Genomic DNA, 17012 nt, shown 5'->3' on the forward strand with positions numbered 1-17012 from the left:
AAGGTCTGCGTTTCGCGATCCGTGAAGGTGGCCGTACAGTAGGCGCCGGTGTTGTTGCTAAGATCATCGAGTAATCGATAATCCAACAATACTGAAAAGGGTCGCTTCGGCGGCCCTTTTTGCGTTTAGGCTACAGAGTTTTGTGTGTAAATAGGATCAACCTTCGTTGTCATGAGACTGAAGGCGCTCTTCCGGGTCAAGTGGTGGCGCTTCTTCTTCGGTAGGCATTCTTCGGTAACCGGCACCACGGCGACTCTTACCAAATCGCATCTCAACAGAGAAAACGATAGCAGGATTCCATTCCCAACCGTATTCCCGCTCATAATTCATCTGTGGTTCGATTTCAAAGAAGTACCATGGACGGTAAAAACTTCTGCGATAGTTTCCGGCCACGCGCCATCTTTCAGTATTTTTGTCGTCTTCGTCGGTGGCACCACTGAAGGATATATAGGTGGAATAGGCAGACTTCCTGTCTAATTGCTTAACCCTGGAAAAGCTAATTTCCCACTCAAAACCATCGGTCTCTTCACCGTATGTTGCACTGTTTGCCCAGCGATAACCGACCGAACCTCGCACATGGTCCAGATCCAGGCTGGTAGTTTCACTCCACTTATCGGAGTTTCTTAACCGCAATTGCTGAGTGAACTTGGCTACCGTGTCATATCTCAGTGCGTAGTTGTATCGGTATCTCAAACGGGTGAAGGGGTCTATTTCTCCACTGCGCAACCGAACGCCAGCATCAAAATCCAGGTCACTGTCTTCAACTTGACGCACCGTCCAACGCAACGCTGCAGCGAGCCCGCGATCGTCGTCGCTGCCCCGGAGGTCGCTTGATTCATTAAACTCACGGGATGCACTCCTTGTGCTGCCATCATCCCCTTCAATAATAAGCCGTACACTGTCATTCATGCGCGGGAGGTGAAAGCTAGCCGAGATACGTGGACTGAAGTCCCAGCCCTCTTCGCGATGCCACTCTACTTCAGTGATGATCCGTACTAACGAACTCGCGGTTTCATTTTGCTCCATGTCACCAAAGAAGCTATCGAACCAGAGCGCCTGTTCACAAACGCCGTCTGACAGTAAAAGGTGGGCGCGGTCAAACCAGCCAAGCTTATCGACATTATTTTGCTGGCAGGGGCGAATGACTTGCTCTGCTTCCTCCCAGCTCAAGTAGATCTCTTCGCTGTCTGTATCTTGCGCGGCTGGCGGGGGCTGGGGCTCTGCATACGCTGAGCCCACGTGAACTGCGACCACCATAAGCAATAAGTTTCTAAATAACATGATGTTACTGCGTAGGCTCATAGCTTAAAGATTAGATTCAAAATGACAGGTCTACCAGTGCCCATTGCCAGGGTTGGCCGAAAATCAATCAAACAGTTGCAGCTGTGGTTATTTCGCGTATAATGCGCGTCCACTCGTGATGAGTCTTTATTGCAGTGTCATGAGTTTGGTTGATTTAAAGCTTACGCTTGTTTGCTTTAGAAAAGCCTCGACAGCAATCCCGATTGGGGATTGAACGATATGTATAACCCACTCTCCTCCCTCCTGAGGGATGGTAGGGTGCGTGTTTTTTGTTCTTTATTTATTTGGAGCTTGGTCCATGCAGAACCAACGAATCCGTATTCGACTTAAGGCGTTTGACCATCGTCTGATCGACCAGTCAACCGCAGAGATCGTAGAAACAGCTAAGCGCACTGGCGCACAGGTACGTGGTCCTATCCCACTGCCTACGCGCAAAGAGCGTTTCACCGTTCTGGTCTCTCCGCACGTAAACAAAGACGCGCGTGATCAGTATGAGATCCGCACTCACAAGCGTCTGGTCGATATCGTAGAGCCGACCGACAAGACCGTAGACGCACTTATGCGTCTGGACCTGGCAGCTGGCGTAGACGTTCAGATTAGCCTCGGCTAATTGAAGCTCTCGAAACGATTAAGAGGTTTAAACAATGGCTATCGGATTAGTCGGTCGTAAAGTGGGCATGACGCGCATCTTCACTGAAGATGGTGCATCTGTTCCGGTTACCGTGATCGAAGTTGAAGCCAACCGCGTGACTCAGGTTAAAAACCTGGACAACGACGGTTACCGCGCACTTCAGGTGACCACCGGCACTAAGAAAGCAAACCGCGTTACCAAACCAGAAGCGGGCCATTTCGCTAAAGCTGGCGTAGAAGCTGGCCGTGGCACTTGGGAATTCCGTCTGGCAGATGGTGAAGGCGTAGATATTGAAGTTGGCGCAGAGTTGAACGTTGATCTGTTCAACGACGTTGCCAAAGTAGACGTAACTGGCACTTCCAAGGGTAAGGGCTTCCAGGGCGCTGTTAAGCGTTGGAACTTCCGCACTCAGGATATGACCCACGGTAACTCTTTGAGCCACCGTGCACCCGGTTCTATCGGTCAAAACCAGACCCCAGGCCGCGTGTTCAAGGGTAAGAAAATGGCTGGCCACATGGGTGACGAGCGCACAACTGTGCAGTCTCTCGAAGTGGTACGTGTTGACGCAGAGCGTAAGCTGCTCCTGGTTAAAGGTGCAGTCCCAGGCGCAACTGGCGGCGACGTTATCGTTAAACCAGCCGTTAAAGCCTAACGTCTTAGGAGATTGGTGATGGAATTGGTATTGAAAGATGCGCAAAGCGCTCTTGAAGTAAATCCGACGATCTTCGGGCGTGAGTTCAACGAAGCGTTGGTACACCAAGTTGTTGTTGCATACGCAGCTGGTGCGCGTCAGGGCACTCGTGCTCAGAAGACTCGCAGCGAAGTAGCTGGTGGCGGCAAGAAGCCTTGGAAACAGAAGGGCACTGGTCGCGCACGCGCCGGTACTATTCGTAGCCCTCTGTGGCGTTCTGGTGGTGTGACTTTTGCGGCTAAGCCACAAGATCACAGCCAGAAAGTTAACAAGAAGATGTACCGCGGTGCAGTTCAGAGCATTCTGTCTGAGCTGGTTCGTCAGGAGCGTCTTGTTGTGGTTGAGAGTTTCGGTGTTGAAGCTCCTAAAACCAAAGAACTGAATGCCAAGCTGAAAGAGCTGGATTTGAACGACGTGCTGATCGTAACTGAAGAGGTTGATGAGAACCTGTTCCTGGCAGCGCGCAACCTGTACAAGGTTGACGTTCGTGATACCGCTGGTATCGATCCTGTGAGCCTGATCGCTTTCGATAAGGTGCTGATGACTGCTGGCGCAGTTAAGCAACTCGAGGAGAAGCTGGCATGATCCGCGAAGAACGTCTGCTGAAAGTTATTTTGGCGCCTCACGTTTCTGAAAAAGCGACAATCTCTGCTGAACTGCAGAACACTATCGTGTTCCGCGTTGCAACAGATGCGCAGAAAGCAGAAATCAAGGCTGCTGTAGAGAAGCTGTTCGAAGTTGAAGTTGACGGCGTTCGTACTGTGAACGTCAAAGGCAAAACCAAGCGCCACGGTGCTCGTATCGGCAAGCGTAACGATTGGAAAAAAGCCTACGTTACGCTGAAAGAAGGTAGCGAGATCGACTTTGTTGGCGGCGGTGAATAAGTAAGAGGAGTACACCAATGGCTATTGTTAAGTGCAAGCCTACCTCTGCCGGTCGTCGCCACGTTGTTAAAGTGGTTAACGGTGACCTGTACAAGGGTAAGCCTTACGCTCCGCTGCTGGATAAGAAAAGCAAGTCTGGCGGTCGTAACAACGCCGGTCGTATCACTACCCGTCATATTGGTGGTGGTCACAAGCAGCACTATCGTTTGATCGACTTCAAACGCACTAAAGATGGCATCCCAGCCACTGTTGAGCGTTTGGAATACGATCCGAACCGTAGCGCAAACATTGCGTTGGTTCTTTACGCAGATGGCGAACGTCGTTACATCCTGGCGCCTAAGGGCATGCAGGCTGGCGATAAAGTGCAATCTGGTGAAGACGCGGCAATCAAAGCAGGTAACAGCCTGCCAATGCGTAACATCCCTGTTGGTACCACGGTACACAACGTCGAACTGAAGCCTGGTAAAGGCGGTCAGATCGCACGTTCTGCCGGTGCTTACGTACAAATCGTTGCTCGCGAAAGCGGCTACGTAACCCTGCGTCTGCGCAGCGGTGAGATGCGTAAAGTACTGTCTGAGTGTCGCGCTACCATCGGTGAAGTAGGTAATGCTGAGCACATGTTGCGTCAGCTGGGTAAAGCAGGTGCCTCTCGCTGGCGCGGTGTTCGCCCAACCGTTCGTGGTGTTGCGATGAACCCAGTAGATCACCCACATGGTGGTGGTGAAGGTCGTACCTCAGGTGGCCGTCATCCAGTATCACCTTGGGGTATGCCTACTAAGGGTGCCAAGACGCGTAAGAATAAGCGTACCGACAAGTACATCGTACGCCGTCGTACTAAGTAATTTAGAAGAGGATTCACCATGCCACGTTCTCTCAAGAAAGGTCCATTTATTGACCTGCACTTGCTGAAGAAGGTAGAGAAAGCGGTGGAAGGCGGCGACAAAAAGCCTATTAAGACTTGGTCGCGCCGTTCAACGATCTTCCCAGATATGATTGGGTTGACCATCGCTGTCCATAATGGTCGTCAACACGTCCCAGTATTCGTTACTGAAGAGATGGTTGGCCACAAGTTGGGTGAATTCGCCCCGACTCGTACTTATCGCGGCCATGCCGCTGATAAGAAGGCCAAGAAGCGTTAAGGGGTAGAAGATGGAAGTTTTAGCTAAACACCGATTTGCCCGTACTTCGGCTCAAAAAGCGCGTCTGGTTGCTGACCAGATCCGCGGTAAGTCAGTTGAAAGTGCTCTTGAACTGCTGACCTACAGCCCTAAGAAAGCGGCTGTATTGGTTAAGAAAGTACTTGAGTCTGCAATTGCTAACGCAGAGCACAACGAAGGTGCTGACATTGACGAGCTGAAGGTCGCTAAGGTCTTCGTAGACGAGGGGCCGACCATGAAGCGCATTAAACCGCGTGCGAAAGGTCGTGCTGACCGTATCCTGAAGCGCACAAGCCACATCACTGTGGTCGTGGCCGAACGCTAAGAGGAAATCGAAATGGGTCAGAAAGTACATCCAAACGGTATCCGTCTCGGTATCGTAAAGCCGTGGAACTCAACTTGGTATGCAGATTCCAAGGACTACGCAGATAACCTGCACGGTGACCACCAGGTGCGCGCGTTCCTGACTAAGGAACTGAAAAGCGCTTCTGTGTCTCGCATCGTTATCGAGCGCCCGGCAAAAAGCATCCGCGTTACCATTCACACTGCCCGTCCAGGTGTTGTGATCGGTAAGAAAGGCGAAGATGTAGAAAAGCTGCGCAAGCACGTTGCCAAATTGGCTGGCGTTCCTGCACAGATCAACATTTCAGAAGTACGTAAGCCTGAGCTTGACGCTAAATTGGTAGCTGACAGCATTTCTAGCCAGCTGGAGCGTCGTGTTATGTTCCGCCGTGCTATGAAGCGCGCTGTTCAGAACGCTATGCGTCTGGGCGCGAAGGGCATCAAGGTTGAAGTAAGCGGTCGTCTTGGCGGTGCCGAGATCGCGCGTACCGAATGGTACCGTGAAGGTCGTGTACCACTTCATACTCTGCGTGCTGATATCGACTACGCAACCTCTGAAGCACTGACTACTTACGGCATCATCGGTGTCAAAGTATGGGTCTTCAAAGGTGAGGTACTTGGTGGTTTCAACCCAGTTGAAGAGCCACAAGCGCCTAAGCGTAAAGGTAAAGGCAGCAAGTAGGAGATCCGACCATGTTGCAACCAAAACGTACTAAATTCCGTAAGCAGATGACTGGCCGTAACCGCGGTCTGGCTCTGAACGGTAACAAGGTAAGCTTCGGCAGCTTCGGCCTGAAGGCCACTGGTCGCGGTCGTTTGACTGCTCGCCAGATTGAAGCAGCGCGTCGTGCAATGACACGTCACATTAAGCGTCAAGGTAAGATCTGGATCCGGGTTTTCCCTGATAAGCCGATTACCGGTAAGCCGCTTGAAGTTCGTATGGGTAAAGGTAAAGGTAACGTTGAATACTGGGTTGCCCAGATTCAGCCTGGCAAAGTCCTGTACGAAATGGATGGCGTTCCAGAAGATCTGGCACGTGAAGCGTTCTCTCTTGCAGCCGCTAAACTGCCAATTAAGACCACCTTTGCAATACGGACGGTAATGTGATGAATGCCAGCGAACTACGTGAAAAGAGCGTTGAAGAGCTGAACGCTGAACTGCTGAACCTCCTCCGTGAGCAGTTTAATCTGCGCATGCAGAAGAGCACAGGTCAGCTGTCTCAGACTCACCTGCTCAAAAATGTGCGTCGCGATATCGCGCGCGTTAAAACTGTGTTGAAACAGAAGGCAGGTGCGTAATGAGCGAAACAGTAATTCGTACACTGCAGGGTACTGTGGTAAGTGACAAGATGGACAAGTCCATCACTGTTGCTATCGAGCGTAAGGTGAAGCACCCAATCTACGGGAAGTACATCAAGCGTACCACTAAGCTGCACGTACACGATCAAGACAACCAGTGTAAAGTTGGTGACAAAGTTTCTATTAAGGAATGTCGTCCTCTGTCTAAGACTAAGTCTTGGACTTTGGTTGAAGTCATTACTAAGTAAAAACCTGTCATAACAACTGGTTAAAAAGCGTTCAAGGGCCCCTTCGCGGGGCCCTTGTTTTTTTACTAGGAATGATAAATTTCTAGTGGTATACTGCCGCGCCTTTTCGAAGGTAAGGCAGCCCAATTACGTGTGTAATTGGCTATTTGAAGTAAATAGCGGAGCACTGAAATGATCCAGATGCAGACTATGCTAGACGTCGCAGATAACAGCGGCGCTCGTAGCGTACAGTGTATTAAGGTCCTCGGTGGTTCGCACCGCCGCTACGCGAATATCGGCGACATCATTAAAGTTACTGTTAAGGAAGCAATTCCGCGCGGTAAAGTTAAAAAAGGTGATGTCCTGAACGCGGTGGTTGTGCGCACCAGGAAGGGCGTGCGTCGTCAGGATGGTTCTCTTATCCGTTTTGACAACAACGCCGCTGTGTTGCTGAACACGCAACACGCGCCCATCGGTACTCGTATTTTTGGCCCTGTGACACGTGAACTTCGTACGGAGAAGTTCATGAAGATTGTGTCTCTGGCTCCAGAAGTACTTTAAGGAGGTCTCTGATGGCAGCAAAAATCCGTAAAAATGATGAAGTGATCGTCTTGGCCGGTAAAGACAAAGGTAAGCGTGGCAAAGTTTTGTCTGTGCTTACTACTGGCAAAGTCGTTGTAGAAGGTATCAACCTGATCAAGAAGCACCAGAAGCCTAACCCGCACCTGCAGGTTCAAGGCGGTATTGTTGAGAAGGAAGCTGCAATCGACGTTTCTAACGTTGCAATCTACAACACTGCGACTGGCAAGGCCGATCGTGTAGGTTTCAAGATTGAAGATGGCAAAAAAGTTCGCATCTTCAAATCTTCTAACGAAGTAATAGCTTAATCTGGAGTGTACGATGGCGAAACTGCATGATTTCTATAAAGAGTCGGTAGTGCCTGGGCTGAAGAAAGAATTCAGCTACAGCAGCATCATGCAAGTCCCTCGGATTGAGAAGATCACCCTTAACATGGGGGTCGGCGAGGCATTGGCAGACAAGAAGCTTCTAGAGAACGCGCAGGCAGATATGCAGGCGATCTCTGGCCAGAAGCCAATTGTAACCAAGGCTCGCAAGTCAGTAGCGGGTTTCAAAATCCGTGAAGGCTATCCGATTGGCTGCAAAGTAACCCTACGTGGCGAACGTATGTGGGAGTTCTTCGAACGCCTGGTATGTATTGCTATGCCCCGTATCCGTGACTTCCGTGGCGTAAGCCCTAAGTCATTCGACGGCCGTGGCAACTACAGCATGGGTGTTCGCGAGCAAATTATCTTCCCTGAAGTCGATTACGACAAGGTAGACAAAGTACGCGGTATGGATATCACCATTACCACGACTGCTGCTACCGATGAGGAAGCGCGTGCTCTGTTGGCTGCCTTCAACTTCCCATTCCGTAAGTAAGGTGTAGGGTTATGGCAAAATCTTCGATGAAAGCACGCGAAGCAAAGCGTGCAAAGCTGGTTGCCCAGTACGCTGAAAAGCGTGCGGCACTGAAAGCAATTATCGCGAATCCTGAAAGCTCTGAAGAAGAGCGTTGGGATGCAAGCCTTAAGCTGCAGACTCTTCCGCGTGATTCCAGCTCTTCACGTCAGCGTAACCGTTGTCGTGTAACGGGTCGTCCGCATGGCTACCTGCGCAAGTTCGGCATGAGCCGTATCAAATTGCGTGAAGCAGCAATGCGTGGTGAAGTTCCTGGCCTTCGCAAGGCTAGCTGGTAAGCAGAGGAGAAGCAGATATGAGCATGCAAGATCCGATTGCAGATATGTTCACTCGTATCCGTAACGGCCAGTCTGCCAACAAGGTATCAGTTGTAATGCCTTCTTCTAAGCTGAAAACTGCTATCGCAGCAGTATTGAAGCAAGAAGGTTACATCGCTGACTACTCTGTTTCAGAAGGTCCTAAAGCGGAACTAGAGATCGCCCTGAAGTATTTCGAGGGCAAACCGGTGGTAGAGACCATCCAACGAGTAAGCCGTCCTGGTCTTCGTATTTATAAGAAGAAAGGCGAGCTTCCTAAGATTCTTGACGGCCTTGGTGTCGCCATTGTCTCTACTTCTAAAGGCCTGATGTCAGACCGTGCAGCTCGCAAAGCGGGTATGGGCGGCGAGATCATTGGCTACGTAGCGTAATAGGAGGTAGGTAATGTCTCGAGTAGCAAAAGCACCCGTAAACATTCCTGCTGGCGTTGAAGTTACGCTAAAAGGCCAGGATCTGACAATCAAGGGTAGCAAAGGTACTTTGAACCGCACTTTCAATGCGGGTGTTGTTGTAAAGCAGGAAGAAAACGTCCTGACTTTCGCACCTGTTGAAGGCGTGGCTGGTGCCAATGCACAAGCCGGTACCGCACGTGCACTTGCCAACAACATGGTGGTAGGTGTTAGCGAAGGTTTCACTCGTAAACTGCAACTGGTTGGTGTGGGTTATCGTGCCCAAGCTAAGGGTAAGGTTCTGAACCTTTCTCTGGGCTTCTCTCACCCAGTTGAGTACGAACTGCCTGAAGGTATCACTGCAGAATGTCCAAGCCAGACCGAAATCGTTCTGACTGGTGCAGATAAGCAGTTGGTGGGCCAGGTGGCTGCAAACATTCGCGCATATCGTAAGCCTGAACCTTATAAAGGTAAGGGTGTTCGTTATGCTGACGAAAACGTGCGCCGTAAAGAGGCTAAGAAGAAGTAAGGTAAGACGATGGATAAGAAAGCATCTCGACTGCGTCGCGCGACTCGCGCACGTAAGAAAATCCAGGAGCTGGGTGCTGCACGTTTGGTGGTTCACCGCACTCCGCGTCATATCTACGCTCAGGTCATCGCCGCAACTGGTAGTGAAGTGCTGGCAGCAGCATCAACTGCTGAGAAGGCGGTACGTGAGGAGCTGAAAAGCACCGGTAACGTAGAAGCTGCCAAGACTATTGGCAAGCTGGTTGCTGAGCGCGCGGTAGAAAAGGGCGTTGAAAGCGTCGCTTTTGACCGTAGTGGCTTCAAGTATCACGGTCGTGTCGCTGCGCTGGCGGAAGCTGCGCGCGAAGCGGGCCTTAAGTTCTAGGAGTAGATCATGGCGAAAGTAGAACAACAGCAAAGTGATCTGAATGAAAAGCTGATCGCCGTTAACCGTGTATCTAAAGTGGTTAAAGGTGGTCGCATCTTCAGCTTCACAGCATTGACTGTCGTAGGTGACGGCAATGGTCGTGTCGGTTTCGGTTACGGTAAAGCACGTGAAGTGCCTGCTGCCATCCAAAAAGCGATGGAAAAAGCACGCCGTAACATGAACACCGTACAGCTGAACGGTAACACTCTGTACCACCCTGTTAAGGGTCGTCACACAGGTTCGCGTGTTTACATGCAGCCTGCGTCAGAAGGTACAGGTATCATCGCCGGTGGTGCGATGCGTGCCGTTCTTGAAGTGGCTGGTGTACAGAACGTACTGGCTAAGGCATATGGTTCAACCAACCCAATCAACGTAGTTCGCGCTACTATCGATGGTCTGGTTGGCGTTAAGTCGCCTGAGCAGGTAGCTGCTAAGCGCGGTTTGACCGTTGAAAACATTCTGGGGTAAGACACCATGGCAAAGAAAACTGTCAAAGTGACCCAGACTCGCAGCGCTATCGGTCGTTTGCCGAAGCACAAAGAGACTCTTAAAGGTCTTGGTCTGCGTCGCATCGGTCACACTGTTGAACTGGAAGACACGCCTGCAGTACGCGGCATGATCAACCAGCTGTATTACATGGTTAAGGTGGAGGGTTAATCTGATGCGTCTGAATACTCTATCACCTGCTGCTGGTGCAAAAAGCGCTGGTAAGCGTGTAGGTCGTGGTATCGGTTCTGGTCTGGGTAAGACCGGTGGCCGTGGTCACAAAGGCCAGAAGTCACGCTCAGGCGGCGGCGTACGCGCAGGCTTCGAAGGCGGTCAAATGCCTCTCAAGCAGCGTTTGCCTAAGTTCGGTTTTACTTCTCGTAAGTCTCTGGTAGCAGACGAAGTACGCCTGAACGAAATTGCTAAAGTGGAAGGCGACATCGTGTCTCTGGAAACTCTGAAAGCAGCCGGTCTGGTGAAGAAAAACATCAAACACGTGAAAGTCGTTCTGTCTGGCGAAATCAGCCGCGCAGTAAACGTACAAGGCCTGAAGGTAACTAAAGGCGCACGTGCTGCAATTGAAGCCGCTGGCGGCTCAATCGCAGAATAATTTCGAAGTAGGAAAGTACTTATGGCAAAGCCAGGGTTGGATACCAAGAGTCAAGGCGGCGGACTTAGCGAGTTAAAGCAACGTCTTCTGTTTGTGATTGGCGCAATCATTGTGTTCAGGGCAGGTTCTTTTGTGCCTATTCCTGGCATTGACGCCGCAGTACTGGCCGAGCTGTTCGAGCAACAGAAAGGCACCATCGTTGAAATGTTCAACATGTTCTCCGGTGGTGCTTTGGAACGTGCCTCTATCTTGGCACTGGGTATCATGCCGTATATTTCGGCATCGATTATCATGCAGCTACTGACAGTAGTAAGCCCGCAACTCGCTGAACTTAAGAAGGAAGGCGAGTCCGGACGTAAGAAGATTAGCCAGTACACCCGTTACGGGACTTTGATACTTGCTACTTTCCAAGCGTTTGGTATTGCGACTGGCTTACCTAACCTGATGCCAGGTCTGGTGATTACACCTGGATTTGGTTTCACGTTTACTGCAGTAGTGAGCCTGGTAACAGGTACCATGTTCCTGATGTGGTTGGGCGAACAGGTTACTGAGCGCGGTATCGGTAACGGTATTTCAATCCTGATTTTTGCAGGTATTGTTGCCGGATTGCCTACTGCCATCGGTCAAACAGCTGAGCAGGCTCGCCAAGGCGAAATCCAGCCGCTGTTACTGTTGTTGATTGCGGCGGTTATATGCGCAGTCACCTACTTTGTAGTATTTGTTGAACGTGGCCAACGCCGCATAGTGGTTAACTACGCGAAGCGTCAGCAGGGACGTAGAGTCTTTGCAGCGCAGAGCACCCACTTGCCGCTTAAGCTAAACATGGCTGGTGTGATTCCACCGATCTTTGCTTCAAGCATCATCCTGTTCCCAGGCACACTGGCTCAGTGGTTTGGACAGAACGAATCCCTAGGATTCCTACAGGATGTGTCTTTGGCATTGTCGCCGGGTCAACCGCTGTACGTAATGTTGTATGCAGCAGCTATTATCTTCTTCTGCTTCTTCTATACCGCGTTGGTATTTAACCCACGCGAGACGGCAGAAAACCTGAAGAAGTCTGGTGCGTTCATCCCGGGTATCCGCCCAGGTGAGCAGACATCACGTTACATCGATAAAGTCATGACTCGCTTAACGCTGGCTGGCGCGCTGTATATCACGTTTGTTTGTCTGGTTCCTGAATTCATGATGATTGCATGGAACGTACAGTTCTACTTCGGCGGTACATCTTTGCTGATTATCGTTGTAGTTATCATGGACTTCATGGCACAGGTTCAGACTCATTTGATGTCTCATCAATATGATTCGATCCTGAAGAAAGCCAACCTTAAAGGCTATAGCCGCTAAGGTGGCGTCCATACGGAGTGAAAAATGAAAGTTCGCGCATCCGTTAAGAAAATGTGCCGTAACTGCAAAGTGATCAAACGCCACGGTGTGGTACGTGTGATCTGCAGTGAGCCTAAGCATAAGCAAAGGCAAGGCTAAAAATCTGGTGATGGTGCGGCCCTTAGGCCCACCATCTTAGTTTGCAAATGGCCGAATGGTTGAGTATCCTTACGGGCTTTTCAACCAATAGCCAACGAATAGGAGATGTGTTAGTGGCCCGTATCGCTGGCATTAACATCCCTGATCACAAGCACGCAGTGATTGCACTGACTGCTATTTATGGTATCGGAAAAACCCGCGCTCAAGAGATCTTGAGCCAGTCAGGTATCGCCGAAACCACTAAAATTAGTGATCTGGACGAGACACAAATCGACAAGCTTCGCGAAGTTGTAGGTCAATTCACTGTTGAAGGTGATCTGCGTCGTGAAGTATCCATGAACATCAAGCGTCTGATGGACCTCGGTTGTTACCGTGGCCTTCGTCATCGTCGCAGCTTGCCTCTACGTGGTCAGCGCACTAAAACTAATGCGCGCACCCGTAAAGGTCCACGCAAGCCAATTCGTAAGTAAGCGGGGGTAATACATTATGGCTAAAGCTCCAGCTCGCACACGTAAGCGTGTAAAAAAGCAGGTTGCTGACGGAATGGCGCACATTCATGCGTCTTTCAACAACACTATCGTGACCATCACTGACCGCCAGGGTAATGCTCTTTCTTGGGCAACTGCCGGTGGTTCAGGCTTCCGTGGTTCTCGTAAGTCCACTCCGTTTGCTGCTCAGGTAGCTGCGGAACGCGCCGGTGTTGCCGCGCAGGAATACGGTCTGAAAAACCTTGAAGTGTTCGTAAAAGGCCCTGGGCCAGGTCGTGAATCAGCGATTCGCGCATTGAACGCAGCAGGTTATCGCATCACTAACATTACTGATGTGACACCTATTCCTCATAACGGTTGCCGTCCGCCTAAGAAACGTCGCGTTTAACGGCGTTTTCGGACCGATTGGAGAAAGAACATGGCAAGATATTTGGGTCCAAAACTCAAACTTAGCCGTCGCGAAGGCACCGATCTTTTCTTGAAGAGTGGTGTTCGCGCGATCGATAGCAAGTGCAAGATCGATAACGTACCTGGTCAACATGGTGCGCGTAAAGGTCGTCTGTCTGACTACGGTGTACAGCTTCGCGAGAAGCAAAAAGTACGTCGTCTGTACGGCGTCCTGGAAAAGCAGTTCCGTAATTACTATGGCGAGGCAGCTCGTCTTAAAGGTAATACCGGTGAAAACCTGCTTCAATTGTTAGAAGGCCGTCTGGATAACGTTGTTTATCGTTTGGGCTTTGCCGCTACACGTGCTGAAGCACGTCAGCTGGTAAGCCACAAGGCTATTCAAGTAAACGGACAAGTGGTAAACATTCCATCTTTCGCCGTTAAGCCAAACGACGTGATCAGCGTTCGTGAAAAGGCCAAGAAGCAGGCTCGTATCAAGGCTGCTCTCGAACTGTCAGAGCAGCGCGAGAAGCCAACCTGGATCGAAGTAGACGCAGCGAAACTAGAAGGTACGTACAAGCGCCTTCCAGAGCGCAGCGACCTGTCTGCTGAAATCAACGAACAGTTGATTGTGGAGCTTTACTCTAAGTAAGGCCGGATCCAAGTCTTAAGAGAGGACACAATGCAGGGTTCTGTTACAGAATTTCTCAAGCCGCGGTTAGTCGACATCGACGCCATCGACGCGTGTCGCGCAAAAGTTACACTCGAGCCACTCGAGCGTGGTTTTGGCCACACTTTAGGTAATGCGCTTCGTCGGATTTTGCTGTCGTCAATGCCCGGCTGTGCTGTTACCGAAGTAGAAATTGATGGTGTTCAGCACGAGTACAGCAGTAAAGAAGGTGTACAGGAAGATATCATTGAGATTCTTCTGAACCTTAAGCAACTTGCCGTTCGTTTGGACGGTAAAGATGAGGCCGTACTTACTCTGAGTAAGAGTGGCGCGGGCCCTGTAACTGCAGGTGATATTGTTCATGACGGCGATATCGCGATTGCAAATCCGGATCATGTGATCTGCACATTGACCGGCGAAGGTGAAATCAGCATGCGCATCCGCGTTGAGCGTGGCCGTGGCTACGTTCCAGCAACTGCGCGTGCAAACAGCGATGAAGACGAGCGTCCTATTGGTCGTTTGCTGCTGGACTCATCTTTCAGCCCGGTTGTTCGCATCGCTTATAATGTAGATGCGGCACGTGTTGAGCAGCGCACTAACCTCGATAAGCTGGTTATCGACATGGAAACTAACGGCACTATTGAGCCGGAAGAAGCCATTCGTCGTGCCGCTACCATCCTGGCAGAACAGCTGGATGCGTTTGTTGAGTTGCGTGACATCAGTGAGCCGGAACAGAAAGAAGAGAAGCCGGAATTTGATCCGATTCTCCTTCGTCCTGTTGACGACTTGGAGCTGACAGTACGCTCTGCTAATTGTTTGAAAGCAGAAGCGATCCATTACATTGGTGACCTGGTACAGCGTACCGAGGTTGAACTACTTAAAACGCCTAACCTTGGTAAGAAATCTCTTACTGAGATCAAAGATGTTCTGGCGTCTCGTGGTTTGTCTCTGGGTATGCGTCTCGAGAACTGGCCTCCAGCCAGCCTCGTAGACAAAGACTAATCAGGTTCACAGGTTTAGTGAGAAGGATATAGATCATGCGCCATCGTAAAAGTGGTCGTCAGCTGAACCGTAACAGCAGCCACCGCCAGGCCATGTTCCGTAACATGGCAGGCTCGCTTGTTCGCCACGGTGTTATTAAAACTACCGTTGCTAAAGCTAAAGAGCTGCGTCGCGTAGTTGAGCCTCTAATCACATTGGCTAAAGCTGATAGCGTTGCAAACCGCCGTTTGGCATTTGCTCGCACCCGTGATCAAGAAGTTGTTGGTACCCTGTTCAACGAACTGGGTCCTCGCTACCAGGAGCGTCCAGGTGGTTACACCCGCATCCTGAAGTGCGGCTACCGTGCCGGTGACAATGCGCCGATGGCTTACATCGAGCTTGTTGACCGTCCAGTAGTTGAAGAAGCTGACGTAGAAAACGAAGAAGCGAACGCTGAATAAGCTATCGCATCTTTTTTAAAAAGCCGGGCAATGCCCGGCTTTTTTGTGTCTGTCATACCAATCCGCATAAGAATATGATCTACCAGCGGGAATTTAAATCGCTTGAGGCAAGGCAGGTGTTTGAAGGCATAGTTGTTCTACGCCGAAATTAGCTAACGCAGCATTAAGTGATTTAAAACCCGTCCTACGGGTAAGTCTGGGCAAGCCCACTTCTACGTTGCAGCCATTTGCAAGGGAACAACCATTGCTGCATGACTGCGCCTTGAATTGAACTTGCCCAGACTTCCTGGTTGACCATATCTTTATGCGGATTGGTATTACTTTTCTTTATTGTCGAAGTAGTAACTGATCCTCGTTCTTGGATTCAGATATTCGTAAACTTCGGGCTTCAACCTTCTAGGTGGAAGTGCCTTTGCAATAGAGAAATCCACCTCTTCTAAGTTGACGATGGTTGCTTCTGTGCGGGGAATACCTGGATCGTAAAGCAGCACGTTAGGATAAAGTAGCTTGGTCTGATTCACCGAGATGACAAGTCCTACTTGGTTGTTACTCAATTGCACCACTGTTCCAGGGGGAAAAACCCCCAGATGTTTCACCATCAGCTCAATATCTTCCGCTGCAAATTTTGATTTACAGCTTTTAAAGATGTAAGAGAGTGCGGAGTAGGGCGTTCTTGCTTTCTTGATGTCGTTTGGATGACACAGAGAGTCATACTCATTGACCAATGCAAGCAGCAGACTCAACGGAGATAGTTTTTCCGCCGTTAATCCTTTGGGGTAACCACTGCCATCGGCATATTCGTGATGTTGAGAAATAATGGTAGTCGCCTGCTCTGGAAAGTCCTCACCATGGGCAAGTAGTTCAATACTATATTTGGGGTGTAGCTGGAGAAAGTTCTTCTCCGCGGTATTCAGAGGGCCGGTTTTGTTGAGGATCTGTGTAGGGATCTTCATTTTACCTATGTCATGGAATAGTCCGGCCATGCCCAACCAAGTTATTTCATCTTTGCTCAGGCCTTTGGACTTTCCTAAAAGCATGCTGAGCACTGAAACGTTTAGGGAGTGGTAATAGAGGTTTTCACCTTCCTTAGTTTCATTCATCAGGTGAAGTACCATCTCATCCTGATTTAGCAGGGTGTCAACCATGCCTTCTACTAACTCTTTTGCTTCTGATATTGCATTAAGCGGTCGAGAAGTCACTTTCGACATAACAGAGCGAACTTGAGCGACTGAGCGTTCGAATGCCTTTTCGCACTTCTGCATATCTCTACGATAGTCTTGTAATGCCTCTATCCGCTGCTCTTTTTGGTCCTGCAGTTCTTCCAGTGCTTGTTTATCTTCAGCGGTTACCGGAACAATATCGGCATCCGCTTTTAGCGGTGCCGCGTCACTTTTATCAGGCATAACGATGACATGACTGATCCCTAGCTGCTTGATCAGCGCGATCTGGCCATCGTCTTTAATTTTAAAGCTGTTGAATAAAAACGGGTGACTACGCCAACTGACAGGGAGTCGAATGTAGAGACCTTTTTGCAGTCGGTGTACCGATAATTTAATGCCGCTCATTGGTTACCCAGTCCTATCGTCCTTACCTAATGCTAATACACGGTTCTTAAAGGGAAAAGTTAACGGTTATAAGTTTGGTACTCAGATAGCTTTTTTTTGGTGTATCGCAACTTTTGGTTAATAGATGAGCGATTAGTTATTTTCTATCAAAAAAGCGTTGACGATGAGATTAAGGTCCCTATAATGCCGCCTCACTCGCTCAGGGCGAGGCAGCGGAAAGAAATAACAGGT

31 protein-coding genes are annotated in these 17012 nt (G+C 50.0%); 29 read left to right on the top strand and 2 right to left on the bottom strand.

Annotation, left to right across the window (positions count from 1 at the left end; genetic code table 11):
- The coding region (locus ABEA14_RS16265) for an EF-Tu C-terminal domain-related protein (protein WP_202814033.1) at positions 1-74 on the top strand (74 nt) is incomplete at its 5' end.
- Between the two features lie 82 nt (positions 75-156).
- Here the strand turns inward: ABEA14_RS16265 and ABEA14_RS16270 are convergent.
- A complete protein-coding gene (locus ABEA14_RS16270; RefSeq protein WP_345341412.1) occupies positions 157-1281 on the bottom strand; it encodes a hypothetical protein in 1125 nt (374 codons plus the stop codon).
- 319 nt (positions 1282-1600) lie between these two features.
- Between ABEA14_RS16270 and rpsJ the strand changes: the two genes are divergently transcribed.
- The 28 genes from rpsJ to rplQ all read left to right on the top strand — a co-directional run bounded on the left by rpsJ (position 1601) and on the right by rplQ (position 15216).
- Complete coding sequence (gene rpsJ / locus ABEA14_RS16275) at positions 1601-1912, top strand: 30S ribosomal protein S10 (protein WP_345341414.1); 312 nt, start codon at positions 1601-1603, stop codon at positions 1910-1912.
- 34 nt (positions 1913-1946) lie between these two features.
- Positions 1947-2585, top strand: coding sequence for a 50S ribosomal protein L3 (gene rplC / locus ABEA14_RS16280; RefSeq protein WP_345341416.1), 639 nt, complete (start codon positions 1947-1949; stop codon positions 2583-2585).
- 18 nt (positions 2586-2603) lie between these two features.
- The gene (gene rplD / locus ABEA14_RS16285) at positions 2604-3209 is read left to right on the top strand and encodes a 50S ribosomal protein L4 (RefSeq protein WP_345341418.1); all 606 of its coding nucleotides are present in this window, start codon (positions 2604-2606) and stop codon (positions 3207-3209) included.
- Positions 3206-3508: a 50S ribosomal protein L23 gene (rplW, locus tag ABEA14_RS16290; protein ID WP_345341420.1), complete on the top strand. Its 303-nt coding sequence runs from the start codon at positions 3206-3208 to the stop codon at positions 3506-3508. The genes rplD and rplW overlap by 4 nt, the downstream gene beginning before the upstream one ends.
- A 17-nt stretch (positions 3509-3525) precedes the next feature.
- Positions 3526-4350, top strand: a complete 825-nt coding sequence (rplB, locus tag ABEA14_RS16295) for a 50S ribosomal protein L2 (RefSeq protein WP_345341422.1) — start codon at positions 3526-3528, stop codon at positions 4348-4350.
- 18 nt (positions 4351-4368) lie between these two features.
- Positions 4369-4647 (top strand): 30S ribosomal protein S19, encoded by a 279-nt coding sequence (rpsS, locus tag ABEA14_RS16300; RefSeq protein WP_114340008.1) that lies wholly within the window; start codon positions 4369-4371, stop codon positions 4645-4647.
- Positions 4648-4657: 10 nt separating this feature from the next.
- A complete protein-coding gene (rplV, locus tag ABEA14_RS16305) occupies positions 4658-4990 on the top strand; it encodes a 50S ribosomal protein L22 (RefSeq protein ID WP_345341427.1) in 333 nt (110 codons plus the stop codon).
- Positions 4991-5002: 12 nt separating this feature from the next.
- Positions 5003-5689 (top strand): 30S ribosomal protein S3, encoded by a 687-nt coding sequence (gene rpsC, locus ABEA14_RS16310; RefSeq protein ID WP_345341429.1) that lies wholly within the window; start codon positions 5003-5005, stop codon positions 5687-5689.
- Positions 5690-5700: 11 nt separating this feature from the next.
- A complete protein-coding gene (rplP, locus tag ABEA14_RS16315) occupies positions 5701-6114 on the top strand; it encodes a 50S ribosomal protein L16 (RefSeq protein WP_345341431.1) in 414 nt (137 codons plus the stop codon).
- Positions 6114-6305: a 50S ribosomal protein L29 gene (rpmC, locus tag ABEA14_RS16320; RefSeq protein ID WP_345341433.1), complete on the top strand. Its 192-nt coding sequence runs from the start codon at positions 6114-6116 to the stop codon at positions 6303-6305. The genes rplP and rpmC overlap by 1 nt, the downstream gene beginning before the upstream one ends.
- Positions 6305-6553, top strand: coding sequence for a 30S ribosomal protein S17 (rpsQ, locus tag ABEA14_RS16325; protein WP_345341435.1), 249 nt, complete (start codon positions 6305-6307; stop codon positions 6551-6553). The genes rpmC and rpsQ overlap by 1 nt, the downstream gene beginning before the upstream one ends.
- Before the next feature lie 171 nt (positions 6554-6724).
- Complete coding sequence (gene rplN / locus ABEA14_RS16330) at positions 6725-7093, top strand: 50S ribosomal protein L14 (protein ID WP_114340014.1); 369 nt, start codon at positions 6725-6727, stop codon at positions 7091-7093.
- Positions 7094-7104: 11 nt separating this feature from the next.
- Positions 7105-7419 (top strand): 50S ribosomal protein L24, encoded by a 315-nt coding sequence (gene rplX / locus ABEA14_RS16335; protein WP_345341438.1) that lies wholly within the window; start codon positions 7105-7107, stop codon positions 7417-7419.
- Positions 7420-7432: 13 nt separating this feature from the next.
- A complete protein-coding gene (rplE, locus tag ABEA14_RS16340) occupies positions 7433-7972 on the top strand; it encodes a 50S ribosomal protein L5 (protein WP_345341440.1) in 540 nt (179 codons plus the stop codon).
- Positions 7973-7983: 11 nt separating this feature from the next.
- On the top strand, positions 7984-8289 hold the full coding sequence (rpsN, locus tag ABEA14_RS16345) for a 30S ribosomal protein S14 (protein ID WP_345341443.1): 306 nt from the start codon (positions 7984-7986) through the stop codon (positions 8287-8289).
- Positions 8290-8306: 17 nt separating this feature from the next.
- Positions 8307-8699, top strand: a complete 393-nt coding sequence (gene rpsH / locus ABEA14_RS16350; RefSeq protein ID WP_345341445.1) for a 30S ribosomal protein S8 — start codon at positions 8307-8309, stop codon at positions 8697-8699.
- A 13-nt stretch (positions 8700-8712) separates the two neighbouring features.
- On the top strand, positions 8713-9246 hold the full coding sequence (gene rplF / locus ABEA14_RS16355) for a 50S ribosomal protein L6 (protein ID WP_345341447.1): 534 nt from the start codon (positions 8713-8715) through the stop codon (positions 9244-9246).
- 9 nt (positions 9247-9255) lie between these two features.
- The gene (gene rplR, locus ABEA14_RS16360; RefSeq protein ID WP_345341449.1) at positions 9256-9609 is read left to right on the top strand and encodes a 50S ribosomal protein L18; all 354 of its coding nucleotides are present in this window, start codon (positions 9256-9258) and stop codon (positions 9607-9609) included.
- A gap of 9 nt (positions 9610-9618) precedes the next feature.
- Positions 9619-10119, top strand: a complete 501-nt coding sequence (rpsE, locus tag ABEA14_RS16365) for a 30S ribosomal protein S5 (RefSeq protein WP_345341451.1) — start codon at positions 9619-9621, stop codon at positions 10117-10119.
- Positions 10120-10125: 6 nt separating this feature from the next.
- On the top strand, positions 10126-10308 hold the full coding sequence (gene rpmD / locus ABEA14_RS16370; protein WP_345341453.1) for a 50S ribosomal protein L30: 183 nt from the start codon (positions 10126-10128) through the stop codon (positions 10306-10308).
- 4 nt (positions 10309-10312) lie between these two features.
- Entirely contained in the window at positions 10313-10747 is a 435-nt protein-coding gene (rplO, locus tag ABEA14_RS16375; RefSeq protein ID WP_345341455.1) for a 50S ribosomal protein L15, read from the top strand.
- 21 nt (positions 10748-10768) lie between these two features.
- Positions 10769-12091, top strand: a complete 1323-nt coding sequence (gene secY / locus ABEA14_RS16380; RefSeq protein WP_345341457.1) for a preprotein translocase subunit SecY — start codon at positions 10769-10771, stop codon at positions 12089-12091.
- Positions 12092-12115: 24 nt separating this feature from the next.
- On the top strand, positions 12116-12229 hold the full coding sequence (gene rpmJ, locus ABEA14_RS16385; protein WP_083938388.1) for a 50S ribosomal protein L36: 114 nt from the start codon (positions 12116-12118) through the stop codon (positions 12227-12229).
- Between the two features lie 113 nt (positions 12230-12342).
- Complete coding sequence (gene rpsM, locus ABEA14_RS16390) at positions 12343-12699, top strand: 30S ribosomal protein S13 (protein WP_345341462.1); 357 nt, start codon at positions 12343-12345, stop codon at positions 12697-12699.
- A 16-nt stretch (positions 12700-12715) separates the two neighbouring features.
- Positions 12716-13105 (top strand): 30S ribosomal protein S11, encoded by a 390-nt coding sequence (gene rpsK, locus ABEA14_RS16395; protein WP_114340026.1) that lies wholly within the window; start codon positions 12716-12718, stop codon positions 13103-13105.
- A gap of 30 nt (positions 13106-13135) precedes the next feature.
- Positions 13136-13756, top strand: a complete 621-nt coding sequence (gene rpsD / locus ABEA14_RS16400; protein ID WP_345341465.1) for a 30S ribosomal protein S4 — start codon at positions 13136-13138, stop codon at positions 13754-13756.
- Between the two features lie 30 nt (positions 13757-13786).
- On the top strand, positions 13787-14776 hold the full coding sequence (locus ABEA14_RS16405; protein ID WP_345341467.1) for a DNA-directed RNA polymerase subunit alpha: 990 nt from the start codon (positions 13787-13789) through the stop codon (positions 14774-14776).
- A 35-nt stretch (positions 14777-14811) separates the two neighbouring features.
- Positions 14812-15216, top strand: a complete 405-nt coding sequence (gene rplQ, locus ABEA14_RS16410; RefSeq protein ID WP_345341469.1) for a 50S ribosomal protein L17 — start codon at positions 14812-14814, stop codon at positions 15214-15216.
- Between the two features lie 317 nt (positions 15217-15533).
- On the opposite strand, the gene ABEA14_RS16415 is transcribed toward rplQ, so the two are convergent.
- Entirely contained in the window at positions 15534-16781 is a 1248-nt protein-coding gene (locus tag ABEA14_RS16415; RefSeq protein WP_345341471.1) for an HD-GYP domain-containing protein, read from the bottom strand.
- Positions 16782-17012: the final 231 nt, after the last annotated feature.

It is taken from the genome of Corallincola platygyrae (genome assembly GCF_039544265.1).
Lineage (GTDB): Bacteria > Pseudomonadota > Gammaproteobacteria > Enterobacterales > Neiellaceae > Corallincola > Corallincola platygyrae.